Below are 22289 nucleotides of genomic sequence, written 5' to 3' on the forward strand. Positions count from 1 at the left end.
GGACAGGCCGACAAGCTCCTTGAGGCGCTGCGTGCCTCCGTGAAGGAGACCGAGCGGCTGCGGCAGCGGAACCGCCAGCTCGTCTCTGCGGCCTCGGAACCGCTGGCGATCGTCGGTATGAGCTGCCGTTACCCGGGCGGCGTGACGACTCCCGAGGAACTGTGGGAGTTGCTCGCCGCCGGCGGGGACGCGATCTCCGGCTTCCCGGACGACCGTGGCTGGGACACCGAGGGTGTCTACGACCCCGACCCGGACCACCAGGGCACCTCCTACGTGGTCGAGGGCGGGTTCCTGCGGGACGCGGCGAGCTTCGATGCGGGGTTCTTCGGGATCAGTCCGCGTGAGGCGCTGGCGATGGACCCGCAGCAGCGGCTCCTGCTGGAGACCTCGTGGGAGGCACTGGAGCGGGCCGGGGTCGACCCGGCCTCGCTCCGGGGCTCGCTGACCGGCGTGTTCGTCGGCGTCGCCCCCTCCGACTACGTCGCGCACCAGTCCCTGCAGACCATGGAGGGCCTCGACTGGCACCTCATGACCGGTGGTGCGGCCAGCGTGATGTCCGGCCGCATCTCCTACCTGCTCGGGCTGCAGGGGCCGGCGGTGTCCATCGACACGGCGTGCTCGTCGTCGCTGGTGGCGCTGCACCTGGCCTGCCAGGCGGTGCGGTCCGGGGAGTGCTCGCTGGCGCTGGCCGGCGGCGTCACGGTCATGGCCACCACCAACGGCTTCGTCGGCTTCTCCCGGCAGCGCGGCCTGGCCGAGGACGGGCGCTGCAAGGCGTTCTCGGCCGCGGCGGACGGCATGGGGATGGGCGAGGGCGCCGGCATGGTCGTCGTCGAGCGCCTGTCGGACGCGCTGCGCAACGGGCACCAGGTGCTCGCGGTGGTACGCGGGTCGGCGGTGAACCAGGACGGTGCGTCGAACGGTCTGACGGCGCCGAACGGGCCGTCACAGCAGCGCGTCATCCGCGCGGCCTTGGCGAACGCGCGCCTGTCGGCCGCTGACGTGGACGTGGTCGAGGCGCACGGGACGGGCACCACGCTCGGTGACCCGATCGAGGCGCAGGCGCTGCTGGCGACCTATGGCCAGGACCGGCCGGAGGACCGGCCGTTGCTGCTCGGCTCGGTGAAGTCCAACATCGGCCACTCCCAGCAGGCTGCTGGTGTGGCCGGTGTGATCAAGATGGTGATGGCGCTGCAGCACGAGCAGCTTCCGCAGACGCTGCACGTGGACGAGCCCTCGCCGCACGTGGACTGGACGGACGGCGACGTGCAGTTGCTGACCGAGGCCGTGCCGTGGCCGGCCGGTGAGCGCACCCGCCGCGCCGGCGTGTCCTCGTTCGGCCTGAGCGGCACCAACGTCCACCTCATCCTGGAGGAGGCGCCCGCCGAGGGCGGCGAGCCCCAGGACGGTGACACCCCGGCGACGGCGCCGGTGGTGTCGGGGGCGGACGCCTGGCTGGTGTCGGGCCGTACGGCCGAGGGGCTGACGGCTCAGGCGGAGCGGCTGCGCGAGTGGGCGGCGGCGCGGCCGGAGTCGGCGCCGGCGGATGTGGCGTGGTCGCTGGCGACGACGCGGTCGGTGTTCGAGCACCGGGCCGTGGTGGTGGGCACCGAGCATGCCGAACTGTTCGGCGGTGTGGAGAGTCTGGCCGCCGGTGTGCCTGCGGGTTCGGTGGTGTCGGGTGTGGCGCGTGCCGGTGCGCGGGTGGTGTTCGCGTTCGCGGGTCAGGGGTCGCAGTGGCTGGGCATGGGCCAGGAACTGGCTTCGTGCAGCCCGGTGTTCGCGGCTCGGCTCGCCGAGTGTGAGGCGGCGCTGGCGCCGTACGTGGACTGGTCGCTGAGCGATGTTCTCGCCGGCGCACCGGGTGCGCCCGAGATGAAGGCTGCGGATGTCGTCCAGCCGGCGCTGTGGGCGGTGATGGTGTCGCTGGCGGCGGTCTGGGAGGCCGCCGGCGTGAACCCGAGTGCGGTTGTGGGTCACTCGCAGGGTGAGATCGCTGCCGCGACGGTGGCCGGGATGCTGTCGCTGGAGGACGGCGCCCGGGTGGTGGCCCTCCGCTCGCAGTCGCTGAAGGTGCTGGCCGGTCTCGGCGGGATGCTCTCCGTGAGCCGGTCCGCCGAGGTGGTCGAGGAACGCATTGCGCGGTTCGGCGATCGTCTGTCGCTGGCGGCGGTCAACGGCCCGGCTGTGGTGGTGGTTTCGGGTGAGCCGGAGGCTCTGGAGGAGCTGAAGGCGGAGTTCGAGGCCGAGGGCGTGCGTGCCCGGATGGTCGCCGTGGACTACGCGTCGCACAGCGCTCAGGTCGACCGGCTGGAGGAGGAGATCGTCTCCGTCCTGGCCGGGATCGCTCCCCGCCGGGGCCGCGTGCCGATGGTCTCCGCGATGACCGGCCAGACCCTGACGGGCGAGGAGCTGGACGCCGCCTACTGGTACGGAAGCCTGCGCGCGACGGTGCACTACGACCGCGCGGTGCGGACCCTGGCGGGCCAGGGTCACCAGGTGTTCGTCGAGGTCACGCCGCACCCGGTGCTGCTGGGTGCGATGAACGACACCCTGGAAGAGGTCGCACAGGAGGCCGGCCCGGGTGCGGTGCCGGGTGCCGTCTGCGGGACGCTGCGGCGTGACGACGGCGGCGCGACGCGGTTGCTCACCTCGCTGGCCGAGGCGTACGTCAACGGTGCGCCCGTGAACTGGACGTCCGTGCTCCCGGCCGGTGAGCGGATCGAGCTGCCGACCTACGCCTTCCAGCACGAGCGGTACTGGCCGCCGGCAGCAGGGCCGACCGTCGGCGGGGACGCGGTGTCGCTGGGCCTGGGGGCGGTGGGTCACCCGCTGCTGGGCGCGGCGGTGGAACTGGCCGGTGGCGCGGGCATGGTGTGCACCGGACGGCTGTCCGTGCGCACGCACCCGTGGCTGGCCGATCACGTGGTCGGCGGGGTCGTGCTCCTGCCGGGTACCGGCTTCGTCGAGATGGTGGTTCGCGCAGGGGACCAGGTGGGCTGCGGCCTGCTGGAGGAACTGACCCTGCAGGCACCGCTGATCTTCCCGGCCGACGGCGGCGGCGTGCAGGTCCAGGTGGTCGTGGCCAGTGCCGATGCGGACGGGCGCCGGACGGTCGAGGTGTTCTCGCGTCCTGACGCCTCCGATGCGCAGCAGGCATGGGTGCAGCACGCGAGCGGTGTGGTCGCCCCCGCCGAGGAAACCGCAGTGGTGGAGGAGGACTTCGCCGTCTGGCCGCCGCGTGGGGCCACGGCGGTGGACGTCAGCGGCATGTACGAGGCCCTGGCCGGGACGCCGTACGGCTACGGTCCGGCGTTCCACGGGCTGAAGGCGGTGTGGCGTCGCGGCGATGAGGTCTTTGCCGAGGTGGCGCTCCCGGAGTCCGTGGCGCAGGACGCGGGGTCGTTCGGTCTGCACCCGGCGCTGCTGGACGCGGTGTTGCACGCTTCCGCTCTGGTCGGTGGTGGCGTGGACGCTGAGCCGGGCGAGATACGGCTGCCGTTCGCGTGGACGGGCGTGGAGCTGCACGCTGCTGGTGCGTCGGTCCTGCGGGCCCGGCTGCGCCGTGACGCGCAGGGCAGCCTGACGCTGACGGCCGCGGATGCCACGGGTGCTCCGGTGGTGTCGGTGGCCTCGCTGATCACCCGTCCGGTGGTGGCGGATCAACTCCGGTCCACTGGCCCCGGGGTGGCGGATGCGCTGTTCACCGTGGAGTGGGCTCCGATCGCCGCGGCTCAGACCCCGTCCGGGGACTGGGCGCTGATCGGCGCCGACCGTTTCGGCGTCGTCGACGCGTCCGGGGTCCCGGTGCGTTCGTTCCCGGGCCTGGCAGAGCTTGCCGCTGCTGCCGAGGCGGGGGAGATCGAGCCCGGGCCGGTGCTGGTCTGCCTCGGTGGCGAGGACGGTGGTAACCCGGCACAGGCCGCCGCGCGGGTGACCGGCGAGGCCCTGGGGCTGGTGCAGGACTGGCTGGCCGAGGAGCGGCTGGAGGCGGCCCGTCTGGTGGTTGTCACCCGAGGCGGCGTGGCTGCCGCTGCCGGTGAGCGGGTCGCCGATCTGCCCGCCGCCGCCGTCTGGGGTCTGCTGCGCTCCGCGCAGTCGGAGAACCCGGGCCGCCTGATCCTCGTGGACCTGCCGGCCGGTGAGACCGGTACGCACGCCGACGTGCTGCCGTCCGCCGTGGGCAGCGGCGAGTCGGAGCTGGCCATCCGTGGCGAGGCGGTCTACGGGCGTCGCTTGGCGCGTCCGTCGGGCGAGTTGGTGGTGCCCGAGGGTCTGTGGCGGCTGGAGCCGGATGCCGGCGGGTCGCTGGAGGGCCTGGTGCTCGCGGCGGCGCCGCAGGCCGGTGACCCGCTGGGGGCCGGGCAGGTCCGGGTGGCGGTCCGGGTGGCCGGGCTGAACTTCCGGGACGTGCTGATCGGCCTGGGCATGTACCCGGGCGGTGGTGTGATGGGCAGTGAGATCGCCGGAACGGTGATCGAGCTCGGCCCCGAGGTGACCGGACTGGCTGTCGGCGACCGCGTGATGGGCGTCGCCGCAGGCGGGTTCGGGCCGGTGGTGGTCACGGACGCGCGGCAGATGGTGCGGATCCCGGACGGCTGGTCCTTCGCCGACGCCGCATCGGTACCCGTGGCGTTCATGACGGCGTGGTACGCCCTGGTGGAGCTGGCCGGTGCGAAGGCCGGGCAGCGGGTGCTCGTGCACGCCGGCGCCGGTGGTGTCGGCATGGCGGCGGTGCAGATCGCCCGGCACCTGGGGCTGGAGGTCTTCGCGACGGCGAGCCCGGCCAAGTGGCCGGTGCTGGCGGCGATGGGTCTGGACGGGGCGCACATCTCCTCGTCGCGCAGCGCCGGGTTCGAGGCGGAGTTCCTGGCCGCTACGAACAATGCCGGTGTCGACATCGTCGTGAACTCCCTGGCGGGCGAGCTGATCGACGCGTCGCTGCGGCTGCTTCCGCGCGGTGGGGCGTTCGTCGAGATGGGTCGCACCGACCTGCGGGACACGGAGCTGCTGGCGGCGGAGCATCCGGGGGTCCTCTACCGGCCGTTCGACCTCGGCGAGGCCGGTCCCGAGCGGATGGGCGCGATGCTCGGCCGGATCGTCGAGCTGATGGCGGCCGACGAGCTGACGCGGCTTCCCATCCGCGCCTGGGACGTGCGGCGGGCGCGGGAGGCGTTCCGCTTCATGCAGCAGGCACGGCACACCGGCAAGCTGGTCCTCGCCATCCCCACCGCCCCGCTCGAGTTCGGCAGGAACGGCAAGTCGGCGCTGGTGACGGGTGGTACGGGCACGCTGGGTGGCCTCGTTGCCCGGCATCTGGTGACCACCGGGCGGGCCGACGGGCTGGTGCTGACGAGCCGTTCGGGTCCGGCGGCCGCCGATGTGGCCGTGCTGGCCGCCGGGTTGGCGGAGCTGGGTGCATCGGTCGAGGTGGTCGCGTGCGACGCGGCGGACCGGGATGCGCTGGCCGCGCTCCTCGCGGGCATCCCGGCCGAGCGTCCGCTCAAGTCCGTCGTCCACACCGCCGGTGTCCTCGACGACGGGACGATCGCGTCGCTGACCCCCGAGCGGGTGGCCACCGTCATGGGGCCCAAGGCCGACGGCGCCTGGAACCTGCACGAGCTCACGCGGAACCTGGACCTGGAGCACTTCGTCCTGTTCTCCTCGGCCGCGGCGACGTTCGGTGTCCCGGGCCAGGGTAACTACGTTGCGGCCAACGCGTTCCTGGACGCACTCGCGGCCGACCGCCGGGCTGCCGGCCTGCCCGGAACGTCCCTGGCCTGGGGCCTGTGGGCGAACGTCAGCGGCCTGACCGGGCAGCTCACCGACTCCGACCGGGCCCGCCTGACCCGCGGCGGCGCCGTGGCCCTGAGCGGGGCCGAGGGCCTGGCCCTGCTGGACATGGGGATTGCCCGATCCGAGGCGCTGCTGGTGGCGACCCGGCTCGACCTGGCCGGGCTGCGGGCCCAGGCGGCCCGCAGCGCGGAGATTCCGCCGCTGTGGCGGACCCTGGTCACCGCCGGGACCGGCCGGCGGACCGCCGCCTCGGGCGCCGGCGGCGCGGACTCGCTGCACCAGCAGCTGGCCGGGCTGTCCGAGCAGGACCGGATGCGGCTGCTCACCGACCTGGTCCGGACGCACGTGGCCGCCGTCCTGGGGCACACCTCCGCCGACGCCGTCGAGCCGGGCCGGGCCTTCTCCGACCTGGGCTTCGACTCGCTCACCGCGGTGGAACTGCGCAACCGCCTCGGCACCGCGACCGGCCTGCGGCTGCCGGCCACCCTCGTCTTCGACTACCCCAACCCCGTCGCGCTCGCCGGTCACCTCCGGGCCCGGCTCGTGGGCGACGGCGAGCAGCCGGTGAGTCTCCTGCCGGTCCGCACGGCGGAGGCGGTCTCCGACGAGCCGATCGCGATCGTCGGCATGGCCTGCCGGCTCCCCGGCGACGTGAACGACCCCGACGAGTTCTGGCAGTTGCTCGCCACCGGGACGGACGCGGTCTCCCGCTTCCCGGACGACCGTGGCTGGGACGTGGACGGGCTCTACGACCCGGACCCCGAGAGTGTGGGCACCTCCTACACCCGGGAGGGCGGATTCGTCGCGGACGCCGGCGGGTTCGACGCCGGGTTCTTCGGGATCAGCCCGCGCGAGGCGCTGGCGATGGACCCGCAGCAGCGGCAGTTGCTGGAGACGTCCTGGGAGGCGCTGGAGCGGGCCGGCACCGACCCGGGTTCGATGCGCGGCAGCCAGACCGGCGTCTTCGTCGGCGGGTTCGCGTCGGCCTACGGGCTCGGTCTGGCGACCGGGAGCGAGGGCGCGGAAGGGCACCTGACGACCGGCTTCGCCACGAGTGTGATGTCGGGCCGGGTGTCGTACGTGCTGGGTCTCGAAGGCCCGGCGGTGACGGTGGACACGGCGTGCTCGTCGTCCCTGGTCGCGCTGCATCTGGCCACCCAGGCGATCCGCGCCGGGGAGTGCTCGATGGCGCTCGCCGGCGGGGCCACGGTCATGGCCACCCCCGACGGGATCGTGGGGTTCAGCCAGCAGCGCGGCCTCGCGGAGGACGGGCGGTGCAAGGCGTTCTCCGCGCAGGCCGACGGGATGGGCTTCGCCGAGGGCGCCGGCATGGTGGTCCTGGAACGGCTGTCGGACGCGCTGCGCAACGGGCACAAGGTGCTCGCGGTGGTGCGCGGGTCGGCGGTGAACCAGGACGGTGCGTCGAACGGTCTGACGGCGCCGAACGGTCCGTCGCAGCAGCGGGTGATCAGGGCGGCGTTGGCCAACGCGCGCCTGTCGGCCGCCGATGTGGACGTGGTCGAGGCGCACGGGACGGGCACCACGCTGGGCGACCCGATCGAGGCGCAGGCGCTGCTGGCGACGTACGGCCAGGAGCGGCCGGAGGACCGGCCGTTGTGGCTGGGCTCGGTGAAGTCCAACATCGGGCACACGCAGGCGGCTGCCGGTGTGGCGGGTGTGATCAAGATGGTGCTGGCGTTGCAGCACCGGGAGCTGCCGAGGACGCTGCACGCGGACGAGCCGTCGCCGCACGTGGACTGGTCCGCCGGTGAGGTGGAGCTGCTGACGGAGGCGGTGCCGTGGCCGTCCGACGGCCGGGTGCGGCGAGCGGGCGTGTCCTCGTTCGGCATCAGCGGCACCAACGCCCATGTTCTGCTGGAGGAGGCACCGCCCGCCGAGGACGGCGCCGAGAAGGTCGAGCCGGCCGCTGGTCCGCTGGTGGTCGAGCCCGGTGGGGCCGAGGCCTGGGTGGTGTCGGGCCGGTCGGCTCAAGGCCTGACGGCTCAGGCGGAGCGGCTCCACGACTGGGTGACCGCCCGGCCGGAGTCGGCGCCGGCGGAGGTGGCGTGGTCGCTGGCGACGACGCGGTCGGTGTTCGAGCACCGGGCGGTCGTGGTCGGTACCGACCGTGCTGAGCTGGTGTCGGGTCTGCAGAGTTTTGCTGCTGGTGTGCCTGCGGGTTCGGTGGTGTCGGGTGTGGCCCGGCCAGGTGCGCGGGTGGTGTTCGCCTTCGCGGGTCAGGGGTCGCAGTGGGTCGGCATGGGCCAGGAGTTGGCGCAGTCCAGCCCGGTGTTCGCGGCTCGGCTGGCCGAGTGTGAGGCGGCGCTGGCGCCGTATGTGGACTGGTCGCTGAGCGAGGTTCTCGCCGGCGCGCCGGGTGCGCCCGAGATGAAGGCTGCGGATGTTGTCCAGCCGGCGCTGTGGGCCGTGATGGTCTCGCTCGCGGCGGTCTGGGAGGCCGCGGGCGTCACGCCCGACGCTGTCGTGGGCCACTCGCAGGGCGAGATCGCCGCGGCCACGGTCGCCGGGATGCTCAGCATCGAGGACGGCGCCCGCGTGGTGGCCCTCCGCTCGCAGTCGCTGAAGGTGCTGGCCGGTCTCGGCGGGATGCTGTCGGTGAGCCGGTCGGCCGCCGCTGTTGAGGAACGTCTCCCGCGTTGGGGGGACCGCCTCTCGCTGGCAGCGGTCAACGGTCCGGCTGTGGTGGTGGTTTCGGGTGAGCCGGAGGCCCTGGAGGAGCTGAAGGCGGAGCTGGAGGCCGAGGGCGTCCGCGCCCGGATGGTCGCCGTGGACTACGCGTCGCACAGCGCTCAGGTCGACCGGCTGGAGGAGGAGATCACGTCCGTCCTGGCCGGGATCGCTCCCCGCCGGGGCCGCGTGCCGATGGTCTCCGCGATGACGGGGGAGACCCTGACGGGCGAGGAGCTGGACGCCGCCTACTGGTACGGAAGCCTGCGCGCGACGGTGCACTACGACCGCGCGGTGCGGACTTTGGCCGGTCAGGGCCACCAGCTGTTCGTGGAGGTCACGCCGCACCCGGTGCTGATGGGCGCGATGAACGACACCCTCGAAGAGGTCGCCCAGGAGGCGGGCCCGGGCATCACGCCCGCCGCCGTCTGCGGCACGCTGCGCCGCGACGAAGGCGGCGCGACCCGCCTGATCACCTCGCTCGCCGAGGCCTTCGTCCACGGCGCCGCCGTGAACTGGACGTCCGTCCTTCCGGCCGCCGAGCGGATCGAACTGCCGACCTACGCCTTCCAGCACGAGCGGTTCTGGCCGCGCGCGGCCGGACCGGCCACCGGCGGGGACGCGGTGTCGCTCGGCCTGGGCGCGGTCGGCCACCCGCTGCTGGGCGCGGCCGTCGAACTGGCCGGTGGCGCGGGAATGGTCTGCACGGGACGGCTGTCCGTGCGCACCCACCCGTGGCTGGCCGACCACGCGATCGGCGGGGCTGTGCTCCTGCCCGGTACGGCTTTCGTGGAGCTGGCCGTGCGCGCCGGCGACCAGGTGGGCTGCGGCTTCCTGGAGGAACTGACCCTCCAGGCACCGCTGGTCCTGCCGGCCGACGGCAGCGGGGTCCAGGTCCAGGTGGTCGTGGCCGAGGTGGACGCCGACGGGCGGCGCGGACTCGAGGTGTTCTCGCGTCCCGACGCGCAGCAGGAATGGGTCCAGCACGCCGGCGGTGTGGTCGCCCCTACCGAGGAAACCGCAGTGGCGGAGGAGGACTTCGCGGTCTGGCCTCCGCGCGGCGCCACGGCGGTGGACGTCACCGGCATGTACGAGGCCGCGGCCGAGGGGCCGTACGGCTACGGCCCGGCGTTCCAGGGGCTGCGGGCCGCCTGGCGCCGTGGCGAGGACGTCTTCGCCGAGGTGGCGCTCCCGGAGTCCGTGGCGCAGGACGCAGGGGCGTTCGGTCTGCATCCGGCGCTGCTGGACGCGGTGTTGCAGGCCAGTGCCCTGGCCGGCAGCGCCGACGAGCCGGGTCAGGTGCGGCTGCCGTTCGCCTGGACGGGCGTGGAGCTGCACGCCGGCGGGGCTTCGGTCCTGCGGGCCCGGCTGCGCCGTGACGCGCAGGGCGGCCTGACGCTGACGGCGGCGGACGCCACGGGCGCTCCCGTGGTGTCGGTGGCGTCGCTGATCACCCGCCCGGTGGCGGCCGATCAGCTCCAGTCCGCCGACTCGGCAGTGGCGGACGCCCTGTTCACCGTCGAGTGGGCCCCGATCGCCGGGGCGCAGGCACCGTCCGGGGACTGGGCGCTGATCGGCGCCGACCGGTTCGGTCTGGTCGATGCGCTGAGCGCCTCCGGCGTGTCGGTGCGCTCGTTCCCGGGTCTGGCCGACGTCGCCGCCGCCACCGAGGCGGGGGAGATCGAGCCCGCCATGGTCCTGGCCTGCGCCGGTGACCAGCACGGTGGCAACGCGGCACAGGCCGCCACGCGGGCGACCGGCGAGGCCCTGGGCCTGGCCCAGGACTGGCTGGCCGAGGAACGGCTGGAGACGGCCCAGTTGGTCGTCGTCACCCGTGGCGGCGTGGCCGCCTCGCCTGGTGAGCGGGTCGCCGACCTGTCCGCCGCCGCCGTCTGGGGTCTGCTGCGCTCGGCGCAGTCGGAGAACCCGGGCCGGCTGGTCCTCGTGGACCTGCCCGCCACTGACGACCAGGCCGCCGCCGTCCTGCCAACGGCACTGGCCGCCGGCGAAGCGGAGGTGGCCATCCGTGGCGAGGTGGCCCACGGACGACGGCTGACGCGTCCATCCCGCTCCCTGGCGGCAGTTGAACAGTCGTCGGGCCCGCGGACCGCTCTGGTGACGGGTGGTACGGGCACGCTGGGTGGCCTCGTTGCCCGGCATCTGGTGACCACCGGGCGGGCCGACGGGCTGGTGCTGACGAGCCGTTCGGGTCCGGCGGCCGCCGATGTGGCCGTGCTGGCCGCGGGGTTGGCACAGCTGGGTGCGTCGGTGGACGTGGTCGCGTGTGACGCGGCGGACCGGGATGCGCTGGCCGCACTGCTCGCGGGTATCCCGGCCGAGCGTCCGCTCAAGTCCGTCGTCCACACGGCTGGTGTTCTCGACGACGGGACGATCGCGTCGCTGACCCCGGAGCGGGTGGCCACCGTCATGGGGCCGAAGGCCGACGGTGCGTGGAACCTGCATGAGCTCACGCGGAACCTGGACCTGGAGCACTTCGTCCTGTTCTCCTCGGCCGCGGCGACGTTCGGTGTCCCGGGCCAGGGCAACTACGTTGCGGCCAACGCGTTCCTGGACGCACTCGCGGCCGATCGCCGCGCCGCAGGCCTGCCCGGAACGTCGCTGGCCTGGGGCCTGTGGGCGAACGTCAGCGGCCTGACCGGGCAGCTCACCGACTCCGAGCGCTCCCGGATGACCCGAAGCGGGACCACCGCGCTGAGCGCGGCCGAGGGCCTGGCCCTGATGGACCTGGCCCTCGCCCGGGACGAGGCGCTGCTGGTTGCGACCCGGCTGGACCTGGCCGGACTGCGGTCCCAGGCGGCCCGCACCGGTGAGATCCCGCCGCTGTGGCGGGCGCTGGCCGGCCGGCCGGCCCGGCGGAGCGCCGCCTCCGGCGGGGCGGGCGCGGACTCGCTGCGGCAGCAACTCGCGGCGCTGCCCGCCGCGGACGGCGACCGGATGCTGCTGAACCTGGTGTGCGCACACGTCGCCGCCGTTCTGGGCCACGCCTCCGGCGACGCCATCGAGCCGGGCCGCGCCTTCAAGGAGCTGGGCTTCGACTCGCTCACCGCCGTCCAACTGCGCAACCGTCTCACCACCGCGACCGGGCTGCGGCTGCCGGCCACGCTCGTTTTCGACTACCCCAACCCGGCCGCGCTCGCCGGTCACCTCCGCGGCCGGCTCGGCGGCGAGGCTGCCGTGGGCGCGGAGGTTCCGGTCCCGGTCGGGGCCGCGGCCCACGACGAGCCGATCGCGATCGTCGGGATGAGCTGCCGGTTCCCGGGCGGTGTGACCGGTCCCGAGGACCTCTGGCGCATGCTCGCCGACGGGCAGGACGCGATAGCGGCGTTCCCCGACGATCGCGGCTGGGACCTGGAGGCCCTGTACGACCCGGACGCCGCTCACACCGGCACCTCGTACACCCAGGCCGGCGGGTTCGTGGAGGAGGCCAGCGGGTTCGACGCCGGCTTCTTCGAGATCAGCCCGCGCGAGGCGCTGGCCATGGACCCGCAGCAGCGGCTGCTCCTCGAACTGGCCTGGGAGGCCTTCGAGCGGGCCGGGATCGACTCCGCCTCCCTGCGCGGCAGCCAGACCGGTACGTTCGTGGGCGGGTACACGTCCGGGTACGAGATGAGCGTGCTGATGCATGGCGGTGCCGAGGTCGAGGGGCACCTGATGACCGGGATCGCGACCAGCATCCTGTCCGGCCGGCTGGCCTACACGTTCGGCCTGGAGGGGCCGGCGGTGACGGTCGACACGGCGTGCTCGTCGGCGCTGGTGGCGCTGCACCTGGCCGCGCAGGCGCTGCGGTCCGGTGAGTGCTCGATGGCGCTGGCCGGCGGCGTGACGATCATGGCCACCCCGGGGACGTTCGTCGAGTTCTCCCGGCAGCGCGGGCTCGCCCCGGACGGCCGCTGCAAGGCGTTCGCCGCCGCGGCGGACGGCACCGGCTTCGCCGAGGGCGCGGGCATGCTCGTGGTCGAGCGGCTGTCCGACGCGCAGCGCAACGGGCACAAGGTGCTTGCGGTGCTGCGGGGCAGTGCGACCAACCAGGACGGTGCGTCGAACGGTCTGACCGCCCCCAACGGTCCCTCGCAGCAGCGGGTGATCCGGGCCGCACTGGCCAACGCCAAGCTGCGCGCGGACGAGGTCGATGTCGTGGAGGCGCACGGTACGGGCACCAGGCTCGGCGACCCGATCGAGGCACAGGCGCTGCTGGCGACGTACGGCCAGGACAGGTCGGAGGACCGGCCGTTGTGGCTGGGCTCGGTGAAGTCCAACATCGGGCACACGCAGGCGGCTGCCGGTGTGGCCGGTGTGATCAAGATGGTGCTGGCGCTGCAGCACGGCGAGTTGCCCGCGACGCTGCACGTGGACGAGCCCACGCCGCACGTGGACTGGTCGGCGGGCGAGGTGCGGCTGCTGACCGAACCGGTGCCGTGGCAGGCGAACGGGCGGCCGCGTCGTGCGGGCGTGTCCTCGTTCGGGATCAGCGGCACCAATGCGCACGTCATCGTGGAGGAGGCCCCGGCGCCGACCGCGACCGCCCCTGCGTCAACCGGGACTGCCGCGGCGCCGTCGGCACCGCCGGCGGTGGTGCCGTGGGTGCTGTCCGGGCGGACCACGGAGGCGCTCCAGGCCCAGGCCGGACGGCTGCGCGAGTTCCTTCTCGACCGGCCGGACGTGGACCCGGTGGACATCGGGTTCTCGCTGGCCACGACGCGCACGGTCTTCGACCGCCGGGCGGTCGTGCTGGGCGGGGACCGGGACGGCCTGCTCGCGGGCCTCGCCGTGGCCGCTGCGGGCGTGCAGACCAGGGACGTCCTGACCGGAACCGCGGCGGCGGGCCGGAAGCCGGTGTTCGTCTTCCCCGGCAGCGAGTCCGGGTGGCCCGGCTCCGCTGCCGCACTGCTGGACGAGGCACCCGTCTTCGCGGCCCGGATCGCCGCGTGTGAACAGGCCCTGGCCCCGTACGTGGACTGGAAGTTGACCGAGGTACTGCGCGAAGGGGCGGACAGCCCGGCGCTCGACCGCCCCGACGTCCGCCAGCCGGCGCTGTGGGCGGTGATGGTGTCGCTCGCCGCGCTGTGGCGCTCGGCGGGCGTGCACCCGGCCGCCGTCGCAGGCCACGCCGTCGGCGAGATCGCGGCCGCGCACGTGGCCGGCGTGCTGTCGCTGCCGGACGCGGCCAGGATCGCGGCGCTGACCGGCCGTTCGCCGGCAGGCGCGGATCCGAGCCGGGAGGAGTTGGCCTCGATCCGCCCGCAGGCGGGGACGGTGCCGGTGTTCTCCACCCGGGCCATGGCCTGGGTCGAGGGCGCGGACCTGGGCGCCGACCACTGGTGCGGCAGCCCGCAGGACACCGTGCCGGTACGAGAGTTGGTGGACGCCCTGGCCGACGGCGGGTTCGGCGCGTACGTCGAGGTCGGCCCCGACCAGGTGCTCACCGCGGCCATCGCCCGGGCCCTGGACGACAAGGGCCTGCGAACCCAGGGCGGAGCCACCGTCACCGGGACGCTCCGCCACGGGGAGGGGGGACTGCGGTCGTTCACGGCCGGCCTGGCCGCCCTCCACGTTCACGGGGTCACCGTGGACTGGGCCGCGGTCCTGGGCGGCGGGCGCCGCGTCGATCTGCCGACGTACGCCTTCCAGCGGCAGCACTACTGGCCGCAGCCGCCGGCCCGGAGGCCCGCCTCCGAACCGGCCACGGCCGGCTCCGCCTCACCGGGCGAGCAACGCTTCTGGGCCGCGCTGGAGGGCAAGGACATGGCCGCCCTGGCCGAAGTCCTTGGCCTGGCCGAGCCGTTGCGGGAGGACATGCCGCTGGGCACGGTGCTGGCGCAGCTCTCGACGTGGCGTCAGCGGGAACGCGAACTGGCGCCGCTCGACGGCCCGCAGGGCGATGACGGGGCCGAGGCCGGGCCCGGGGACCTCGGCTGGGCGCGGCAGCTGACCGGCCTCTCCCGGCCCGAGCAGCAGGAGCTGATGCTCGACCTGGTCCGCCAGGAGATCGCCGCGATGCTCGGCTACGCGTCGGTCGACCCGGTCCGCCCGAACCGCGACGTCTTCGAGATGGGCATGACGTCCATGTCGGCTGTTCAACTGCGGGAAAGAATTATCGAGCAGACCGGCCTTAAGCTGCCGGAGGGCTTCGTCTATGACCTCTATCTGCCGGAAGCGATCGCGGAGTTCCTGCTCGGCGAGCTGACGGCGGCACTTCAGGAAGGCGCCGGGGACCAATGAGAGGTCCGCGGCAATCCGGGATCGTGCCAGCGTCCAACCGCTTTTTCGAAGATCAGTTCCGCGGGCTGCACCGCAGGGAAACCAGCCATCCGACTCCGAAGACGGGATGAGAAAGTGCCGAACGAGAACGCCTGGAGCGTCATAACCGCCCCCACGTCGAATTCCCTTATTCTCGGCGTCGATTTCCCTGCGGCCGGGCGTCGTGAGGCCGGGTTCGAGGACCTCGCGAAGAAGATGGGCCCGGCCTGGTCCGGTCACGGGTTCCTGCAGACCACGCCCCCGCCGGTGCGCCTGGCCGACCGTCCGGCCGGCGACTTCTACACCGAGCACTGGCTGCGGGACGGCGCGTGGGAGAAGTACGAGGTGGTGGCCGTGATGGGCTACTGCGTCGGCGGCGTCTACGCGGCGGAGATCGCGGATCGCCTGGCCGAGCGGCAGGGCACGGCTCCCAAGGTGATCCTCTTCGACGCGCAGGTCACCGACCTGCAGCTGCTCGAATCGGAGATCCACAAGATGATCGGGCTGGCCGGCCCGGTCTTCTCCGCGGACGAGGCGGAGCACGCCCGGAAGCGTGCCGCCGAGATCGTCGGGACCCCGTCGATCGGCCTGCTCGACGCCGCCGTCGAGATCGTCGACCTCTACCGGGAGATGGCCTCCATCGCCTTCCAGCGGATCGGTCTCGCCGACGCCCGCAGGGACGAGGTCGTCCTGCTTTTCGAGTCGTACATGACGTGGCTTTCCGCCGCCTCCCAGATCGACCCGAGCCAGGGCTTCGGCCGCTCGCTCGCCATCACCTCGTCCGATTACGCCGACCTGGAGAAGAGCGGCGCCGCGACGGTCGTCGACGCCAGCAAGGCGCTCGGCCGGCGGATTTCGCTGGAGATCGGCCACGTCGATCTCCTGCGGGACGACTCCACTGTTCGCGCCCTTCTCGACCACGCCGAATTCTGAGCGAAATGAACTCTGACCTGGGTGCCGTCCGGCCTCCGGAACCGGATACCGCGAAGACGGCAACTTCGAACACGGCAACTTCGAACTCGGCGCCCGCGAACGCGGCGACCACGAACAAGGAAAAGGCCCTCTGGCTGCTGGAGCAGCTGGTCCCGGAGACCGGGGTCAACAACCTGGGGCTCGCCCTCCAGGTGAGCGGCCGGCTTCGGCCGGACGTGCTGAGGGCGGCCCTGGCCATCGTGGTCGGCCGGTTCGAGGTGCTGCGGACCGTCTTCCGCACGACCGGGGCGGACCTGGTCAAGAAGGTTGTCCCCGCGGGCGAGTTCGCCGTGGAGATCGAGCCGCTCGACCTGTCGGGCGACTCGCTGGAGCGGGACCTGACCGCGTTCGCCGACCGCTCCTTCCGGCTCGACGGCCGGCCCCTGGTCAGAGTCGGACTCGCCGCCCACCCGGACGGCGACATCCTCTGCGTGGCGGTGCACCACCTGGTGTTCGACATGGTCTCCGTCGCCCTCTTCCTTCAGGCGTTCATCCCGGTCTACGACGCGATCGCGGCCGGCCGGCCGGTGCCGGCGCAGGCCACCGCACCGGCCTCGGCCCTCGCCGAGCCCGAGCCGAAGCCCGCCGATCTCGCCTACTGGCGGGAGACCCTGGAGGGATTCGAGCCGGGCGGCCTCGACCTGTGGTGCGGCACCCCGCGCGGCCGGCAGCCGATGCTGACGGGCGAGAGCGCGAGCCGCGCGCTCGGCGCCGAGGCGCAGCAGGCCGTGGTGCAGTTGCAGCGCGCGGTCAGGGCGCCGCTCGGCGCGGTGATGCTGGCCGCGTACGCCGCCCTCCTCGCGTCGCACGGCGCCGGGCCCGACCTCGTCGTCGGCTCCCCGGTCAATGTCCGCGGGGCGAACACGGCCGCCATCGGATACCACGTCAACGTCGTGCCGATCCGCATCCGCGTGGACTTCGCCGAGGGCTTCCGTGCGCTCGCGCGCCGGGCCAGGGACGCGTTCCTCGGGGCGATGGCGCACGCCGACACCTCGGTCGACGAGCTGACCGGGGAGCTCCCGGGGATCGGCACGTCCTGGCAGACCCAGCTCTTCCGGCACCTGTTCAACTTCCTGCCCGAGGCGCCGGCCGGCGAGCTGTCGATCGACGGCATGGCGGCCCGGGTGCTGACGGTCGAGAACCCGCACAGCAAGTTCGACCTGGAGCTGGTCGGCTCGCCGTCCCGGGCGGAGGTCGTGTTCCGGTACTCCGAGACGCTGGCCCGCGCCGACGTCGAGGCGATGCTGGGCAGGTTCGAGGCCCTGCTGGTCGCGGCCGCCCAGGACCCGGACCGGCCGCTCGGCGGGACGGTGGGCTGGAGCGACGCCGACCGCCGGGCCGTCGACCGGGCCAACGGGACCGCGGCCCCGGCCGCGCACCCGACGGTGCCCGCGGCGTTCCGGTCCTGGGTGGAGAAGGCGCCCGAGGCCCCGGCCGTGGCCGACGACGGTCACACCGTCACCTACCGCCAGGTGGACGGGACCGCGACCGCCGTCCGCACGCTGCTGGCCGGTGCCGGCGTCCGCGCGGGCGACGTGGTGGCGATCGCCGTGCCCCGGGGCGAGGTTGCCGCCGCCGTCCTCGGCGTCTGGCGGGCCGGCGCCGTCTGTCTGCCGCTCGACGCCGGGCACGACCCGTCCTGGCTGACCCGGCAGCTCACGCACTCCCGGGCGAAGGCCGTCCTCACCGGGACGGGCGTCCAACTGCCCGCCGATATCGGACTTCCCCCCGTCCTGCCGCTGGACGGCGCTTCCGTGCCCGGCCCAGCCACGCCGGACGAGGCCGTCGAACCGACGGCGCCCGCCTGCGTGATCCACACCTGTGGGGACGACGGGCAGCCGGTCTCCACCGTGCTGAGCCACGCGGGCATCGCCGGCACGGTCGGCCACTTCGCCGCCGAACTCGGCGTCGGGCCCGGCACCGGCGTGCTGGCGCTCGCCGCGCCCGCCACGTTCGACGCGCTCTTCGACGTCTTCCTGGCGCTGAGCGCCGGAGGCCGCTCCGTGGTCGCGCCCGACGAGGCCCGGACCGGCGCAGCCGCCCTTCGTGCAGCCACCCTCCGTGAAGCCGCCGAGCGCCACGACGCGACCGTCGTCGCCGTCCCGCCGGGCACCCCGGCCCGCATCCTGGAGGGGCTGCCCGGGCTGACCGTCCTGGCGCGGGGCGACGAGCTGTCCCCCGAGACCGCGGAGCGGCTCCTCGCGGCCGGCTGCCGGCTGCACTCCGGCTTCGGCACCGGGCGGACCACCGGCTGGGCCGTGTCGGGCCGGGTGGCCACCCCCGACGACGTCGGGCGGGGACGGCCGATCGCCAACACGCGGGCCTTCGTCGCCGCCCCCGACGGGCGCGAGCTGCCCATCGGCGTGCACGGGGAACTCTGCCTCGCCGGGCCGGGTCTGGCCCTGAGCGATCCGGACGATCCCGCGTTCCCGGCCGACGAACGCCACGGTCGCCACCACCGCACCGGGGAACTCGCCCGCTGGCGGCCCGACGGAACGATCGAGTGGCTCGGCCGGATCGACCGTCAGGTCGTCACCGGCGACGGCCCGGTCGACCTCGGCCACGTCGAGGCCGTCCTGCTCGGCCGCCCCGGGGTGACCGCGGCCGCGGCCCTGGCCGTGCCGCAGCCCGGTGGCGAGCACACCGTCGTCGCCTTCGCCGAGACGGCCGCGGACGCGGACGTGGACGCCGACGGCCTCACCCCGCTCGCCGTCCCCGGACAGGTCGTCCGCCTGGCCGACCTGCCCAGGACACCCGACGGCCGCCCCGACCGGGACGCCCTCCTGAGGCTCGCCCGGAAGGCACTTGAGCAGGGCACCGGCCGGCCGGACCCGGCGGCGGACGACGCACTCGTCCGCGACCTCGTCGAGATCTGGCGGCAGCTGCTGAGCACCGAGGCGACGGCACACACGGACTTCTTCGATTCGGGCGGTCACTCGCTGCTCGCGGCCGTACTGGCGCAGAAGGTCGAAGAACTCACCGGTACGTCCCTTGAGCTCGGCGACGTGTTCAAGCACCCGACCCCCGCCGCTCTCGCCGCGCGGCTGCGCGCGTGACCAGCGGGTCACGGCAGGACGCGTCGCCATGACCGGGCCGGCCGTCAGGAACCGGCTCACGAAACCGCAGGGAAGAATCCATGAGCACTGCTTTTGAGGAGCACCGCCTCGCCATTATCGGCGCCGGTGTGATGGGCACGAACATCTCGACGCTGGCCCTCGGCCACGGCGTCTCCGTCGTCCTGGTCGATGTGGACGAGACCGTGCTGGAGAAGGCGCGGCACACCATCAGGCAGAAGCTGCGGCACGCCCAGCTCATGGGCGTACTGCCGGCGGACCGTCCGCAGGGCACGCTGACCACCAGCGACTCCCTCGACGACATCGCGGACGCCACCACCGTCATCGAGGCCGTCACCGAGGTCGCCGAGGTCAAGAAGGAGGTCCTCTCCGCCGCCTCCCGGGTCGTCTCGCCCGGCACGACGCTGATCTCCAACACCTCGTGCATCCCGATCGACGAGATGGCCTCCTGGACCGTGCGCCCCGAGGACCTCCTGGGCGTGCACTTCATGAACCCCTCCTACATGATCAAGATGGTCGAGGTCATCCGCGGCCCGCGCACGGAACCCGCCGTCCTGGAGCAGGCCACCGACCTGCTCGCCGTCCTCGGCCGCGAGTCCCTCGTCATCGAGGACTCGGCGGGCTTCGTGATCAACCGCCTGCTGCACCCGCTGATCAACACCGCGGCCATGCTCGTCCAGGAGGGCGTCGCCTCCGTCGAGGTCGTCGACGGCCTGCTGGAGGGCTGCCTCGGGCACTCCACCGGCCCGCTGGCCACCGCCGACCTCATCGGCCTGGAGAACCTGGTCGACTCGCTCAACGTGCTCTACGAGCGCCGCGGCGACGAAAGCTGCCGCCCCTGTGACCTCCTGCTCGCCAAGGTGAAGGACGGCCACCTCGGCCGGAAGACCGGACGAGGCTTCTACGACTACGGAAAGGTCGCGTCATGACCGCCCACGGGGAGAACACTCCGCTGACCGCCGAGACCCTCCAGAAGGAGATCCTCGGCTTCCTCACCGAGCACATCAAGACCGACGTCGAGCCGGACCAGGACCTCTTCGCGTCCGGTGTCGTCTCCTCGATGTTCGCGATGCAGCTCGTCGTCCACCTGGAGGACGCGTACGACATCGCCATCGTCGGCGGCGACCTCAAGCTCGACAACTTCCGCACCGTCGAGGGCATGACCGGCCTCGTGCTGCGCCTGCGGGACACCGCGGAAGCGGCCGGGAATGCCTGACCGACTCGCCGACGAGCGCGCCTTCATCGGCGGGCTCGTCGGCGCCCGGGCGGCCGCCTGGGACGTCGCGGGCGAACTGCCCACCGACCTGCTGCGCACGCTGGGGGCCAAGGGCCTGCTGTGCGCGCAGGTCCCGGCGTCCTACGGCGGTCTCGGGCTGAGCAGCCAGGACAACGGCGAACTCACCGCGTATGTCGGGAGCCTGTGCAGCTCCCTGCGGTCCGTCATGACCTCGCAGGGCATCGTCGCCTGGACGATCCAGCGCTTCGGCGACCGGACCCAACGGCGCACCCTCCTCGCGGAGTTGACCAGCGGGAAGCTCACCGCGGTCGGCTTCAGCGAGCCGGGGGCCGGCAGCGACCTGGCGGCCATGCGGACCCGGATCAAGGCCGACGGGGACGGGTTCGTCATCGACGGCGAGAAGAAGTGGGTCACCGGCACCCGCTACGCCGACTTCGTCCTGATCGTGGGCCGGCACGGCGACGGCGACGGCGCCGCCGCCGCGATCGTCCCCGTGGACGCACCGGGCGTGCACATCGAACCGGTGCCCCACCCGATGGGCTGCCGGGCCGCCGGCCACGCCAACATCCGCCTCGACAACGTCCGGCTGCCGGCCTCCCACGTGCTCGGCGGCGGTGGGCAGCCCCTGTCGATGCTGTTCACGACGGCGCTCTCCTACGGGCGCGTGTCGATCGCGTGGGGCTGCGTCGGCATCCTCCGGGCCTGCCTGAGCGCCGCCGGCCGGCACGCGAAGCACCGGCACCAGGGGGGCGTGGCGCTCGCCGAGCACCAGCTCGTCCGCGGGCACCTCGCGGAGCTGCTCATCGCCGAGCAGTCCTCGCTCCGCACGTGCGAACACGCCAGCCGGCAATGGGACTCCGCCGCACCGGACATGGGCCTCATGGCGGTCCTCGCCAAGCACGTCAGCGCCGGCCACGCCGCCCGGGGCGCCGCCACCGCCGTCCAACTGCTCGGGTCGACCGGAGCCGAGGACGGGCACGTGGTGGCCCGCGCGTTCCGGGACGCGAAGCTCATGGAGCTCATCGAAGGCAGCAACGAGATCTGCCAGTTGATCCTGGCGGACCACGTCCTGTCGATTTCCGACCGACGTCCATCCGACCCGAAGTCCGACCAAAGCTGGTAGGAGAACCCTGTGGCTGAGAAGCCAACCCTCGTGAAGTGCCTGGTCTGGGACCTGGACAACACCGTCTGGGACGGCACTTTGCTGGAGGACCCGAACGTCGAGCTGTTCCCCGGAATCCGTGACACCATCATCGAGCTCGACTCCAGGGGAGTCCTGCATTCGGTGTCGAGCAAGAACGACCACGACCTCGCCTGGAACCGCCTCGAAGAGCTGGGTCTCGCCGAGTACTTCGTGCATCCCCAGATCGGCTGGGGACGCAAGTCCGACGCGGTCAGGCTGATCGCCGAGCGACTGAACTTCGCCGAGAAGGCCGTCGCGTTCATCGACGACCTGCCCACCGAGCGCGCCGAGGTGAACTTCCACGCGCCCGACATCCGCTGCTACCCGGCCGACGAGGCGACCAAGCTGAGCGGACTGCCCGAGTTCAGCCCCGAGATCGTCACCGTCGACGCCCGGCGCCGCCGCGAGATGTACCAGGCCGGCTTCCGCCGGGACGCCGAGAAGGAGACCTTCAACGGCCCCGACGAGGAGTTCCTCCGCACCCTCGACCTCGTGATGGAGATCAAGCGGGCCGACGAGGAGGACCTGTCCCGGGTCGAGGAACTGACCCTGCGCACCAGCCAGATGAACGCGACCGGCGTCCACTACTCCGACGCCGCGCTGCGCGCCCTGCTGGCCGACCCGGACCACGAGGTCCTCACCGTCACCCTCACCGACCGCTTCGGCCCGCACGGCGCCGTGGGCGTGCTCCTCCTGGAGCGCCACCCGGACCTGTGGCACCTCAAGCTCCTGGCGACCTCGTGCCGCGTGGTGACGTTCGGCGCCGGCGCGGTCCTCCTCAACTGGCTGATCGACCAGGCGGCCCGGGCCGGCGTGCACCTCGCCGCCGACTTCAAGCGGACCGACCGCAACCGCATGATGGACATCGCCTACCGGTTCGCGGGCTTCGCCGACGACCCCTGCGCCTGCGTGGCCGTCCTCGGTGAGCCCGCCGGGGAGGGCGTCCAGCGACTGCACCTGCTCGCCGACCGCCGCGAGGCGCCGACGACGATGCGGCTCGGCGCGCCCGAACTGGCCGCGGCCGCCGGTGAGAAGGACGCCGTCGCCTGAAGGTGAGGGACGCCGGGTCCCCGACCGTCCG

6 protein-coding genes and 1 pseudogene are annotated in these 22289 nt (G+C 73.3%); all 7 read left to right on the forward strand.

The window, feature by feature from the left end; all coding sequences use genetic code 11:
- Window positions 1–12: 12 nt before the first annotated feature.
- Window positions 13–14649 (forward strand): annotated as a pseudogene (locus tag KV557_RS20450) (SDR family NAD(P)-dependent oxidoreductase); the annotation flags it as partial.
- 189 nt (window positions 14650–14838) lie between these two features.
- Window positions 14839–15675 (forward strand): hypothetical protein, encoded by an 837-nt coding sequence (locus KV557_RS20465; RefSeq protein WP_218202293.1) that lies wholly within the window; start codon window positions 14839–14841, stop codon window positions 15673–15675.
- A gap of 5 nt (window positions 15676–15680) precedes the next feature.
- Window positions 15681–18770, forward strand: a complete 3090-nt coding sequence (locus tag KV557_RS20470; protein WP_218202295.1) for a condensation domain-containing protein — start codon at window positions 15681–15683, stop codon at window positions 18768–18770.
- 80 nt (window positions 18771–18850) lie between these two features.
- A complete protein-coding gene (locus KV557_RS20475) occupies window positions 18851–19717 on the forward strand; it encodes a 3-hydroxyacyl-CoA dehydrogenase family protein (RefSeq protein WP_218202296.1) in 867 nt (288 codons plus the stop codon).
- On the forward strand, window positions 19714–20004 hold the full coding sequence (locus KV557_RS20480) for an acyl carrier protein (RefSeq protein ID WP_218202297.1): 291 nt from the start codon (window positions 19714–19716) through the stop codon (window positions 20002–20004). Before KV557_RS20475 ends, KV557_RS20480 begins: the two co-directional genes overlap by 4 nt.
- Entirely contained in the window at window positions 19997–21148 is a 1152-nt protein-coding gene (locus KV557_RS20485; protein WP_218202299.1) for an acyl-CoA dehydrogenase family protein, read from the forward strand. The genes KV557_RS20480 and KV557_RS20485 overlap by 8 nt, the downstream gene beginning before the upstream one ends.
- A 9-nt stretch (window positions 21149–21157) precedes the next feature.
- Window positions 21158–22258, forward strand: a complete 1101-nt coding sequence (locus KV557_RS20490; protein ID WP_218202301.1) for an HAD-IIIC family phosphatase — start codon at window positions 21158–21160, stop codon at window positions 22256–22258.
- Window positions 22259–22289 lie beyond the last annotated feature (31 nt).

Source organism: Kitasatospora aureofaciens, assembly GCF_019192735.1.
GTDB lineage: Bacteria > Actinomycetota > Actinomycetes > Streptomycetales > Streptomycetaceae > Kitasatospora > Kitasatospora aureofaciens_A.

Coding starts and splice junctions, on each gene's coding strand:
- KV557_RS20485 (WP_218202299.1), top strand. CDS start 19,997: ATGCCTGACCGACTCGCCGACGAGCGCGCCTTCATCGGCGGGCTCGTC.
- KV557_RS20470 (WP_218202295.1), top strand. CDS start 15,681: ATGAACTCTGACCTGGGTGCCGTCCGGCCTCCGGAACCGGATACCGCG.
- KV557_RS20475 (WP_218202296.1), top strand. CDS start 18,851: ATGAGCACTGCTTTTGAGGAGCACCGCCTCGCCATTATCGGCGCCGGT.
- KV557_RS20480 (WP_218202297.1), top strand. CDS start 19,714: ATGACCGCCCACGGGGAGAACACTCCGCTGACCGCCGAGACCCTCCAG.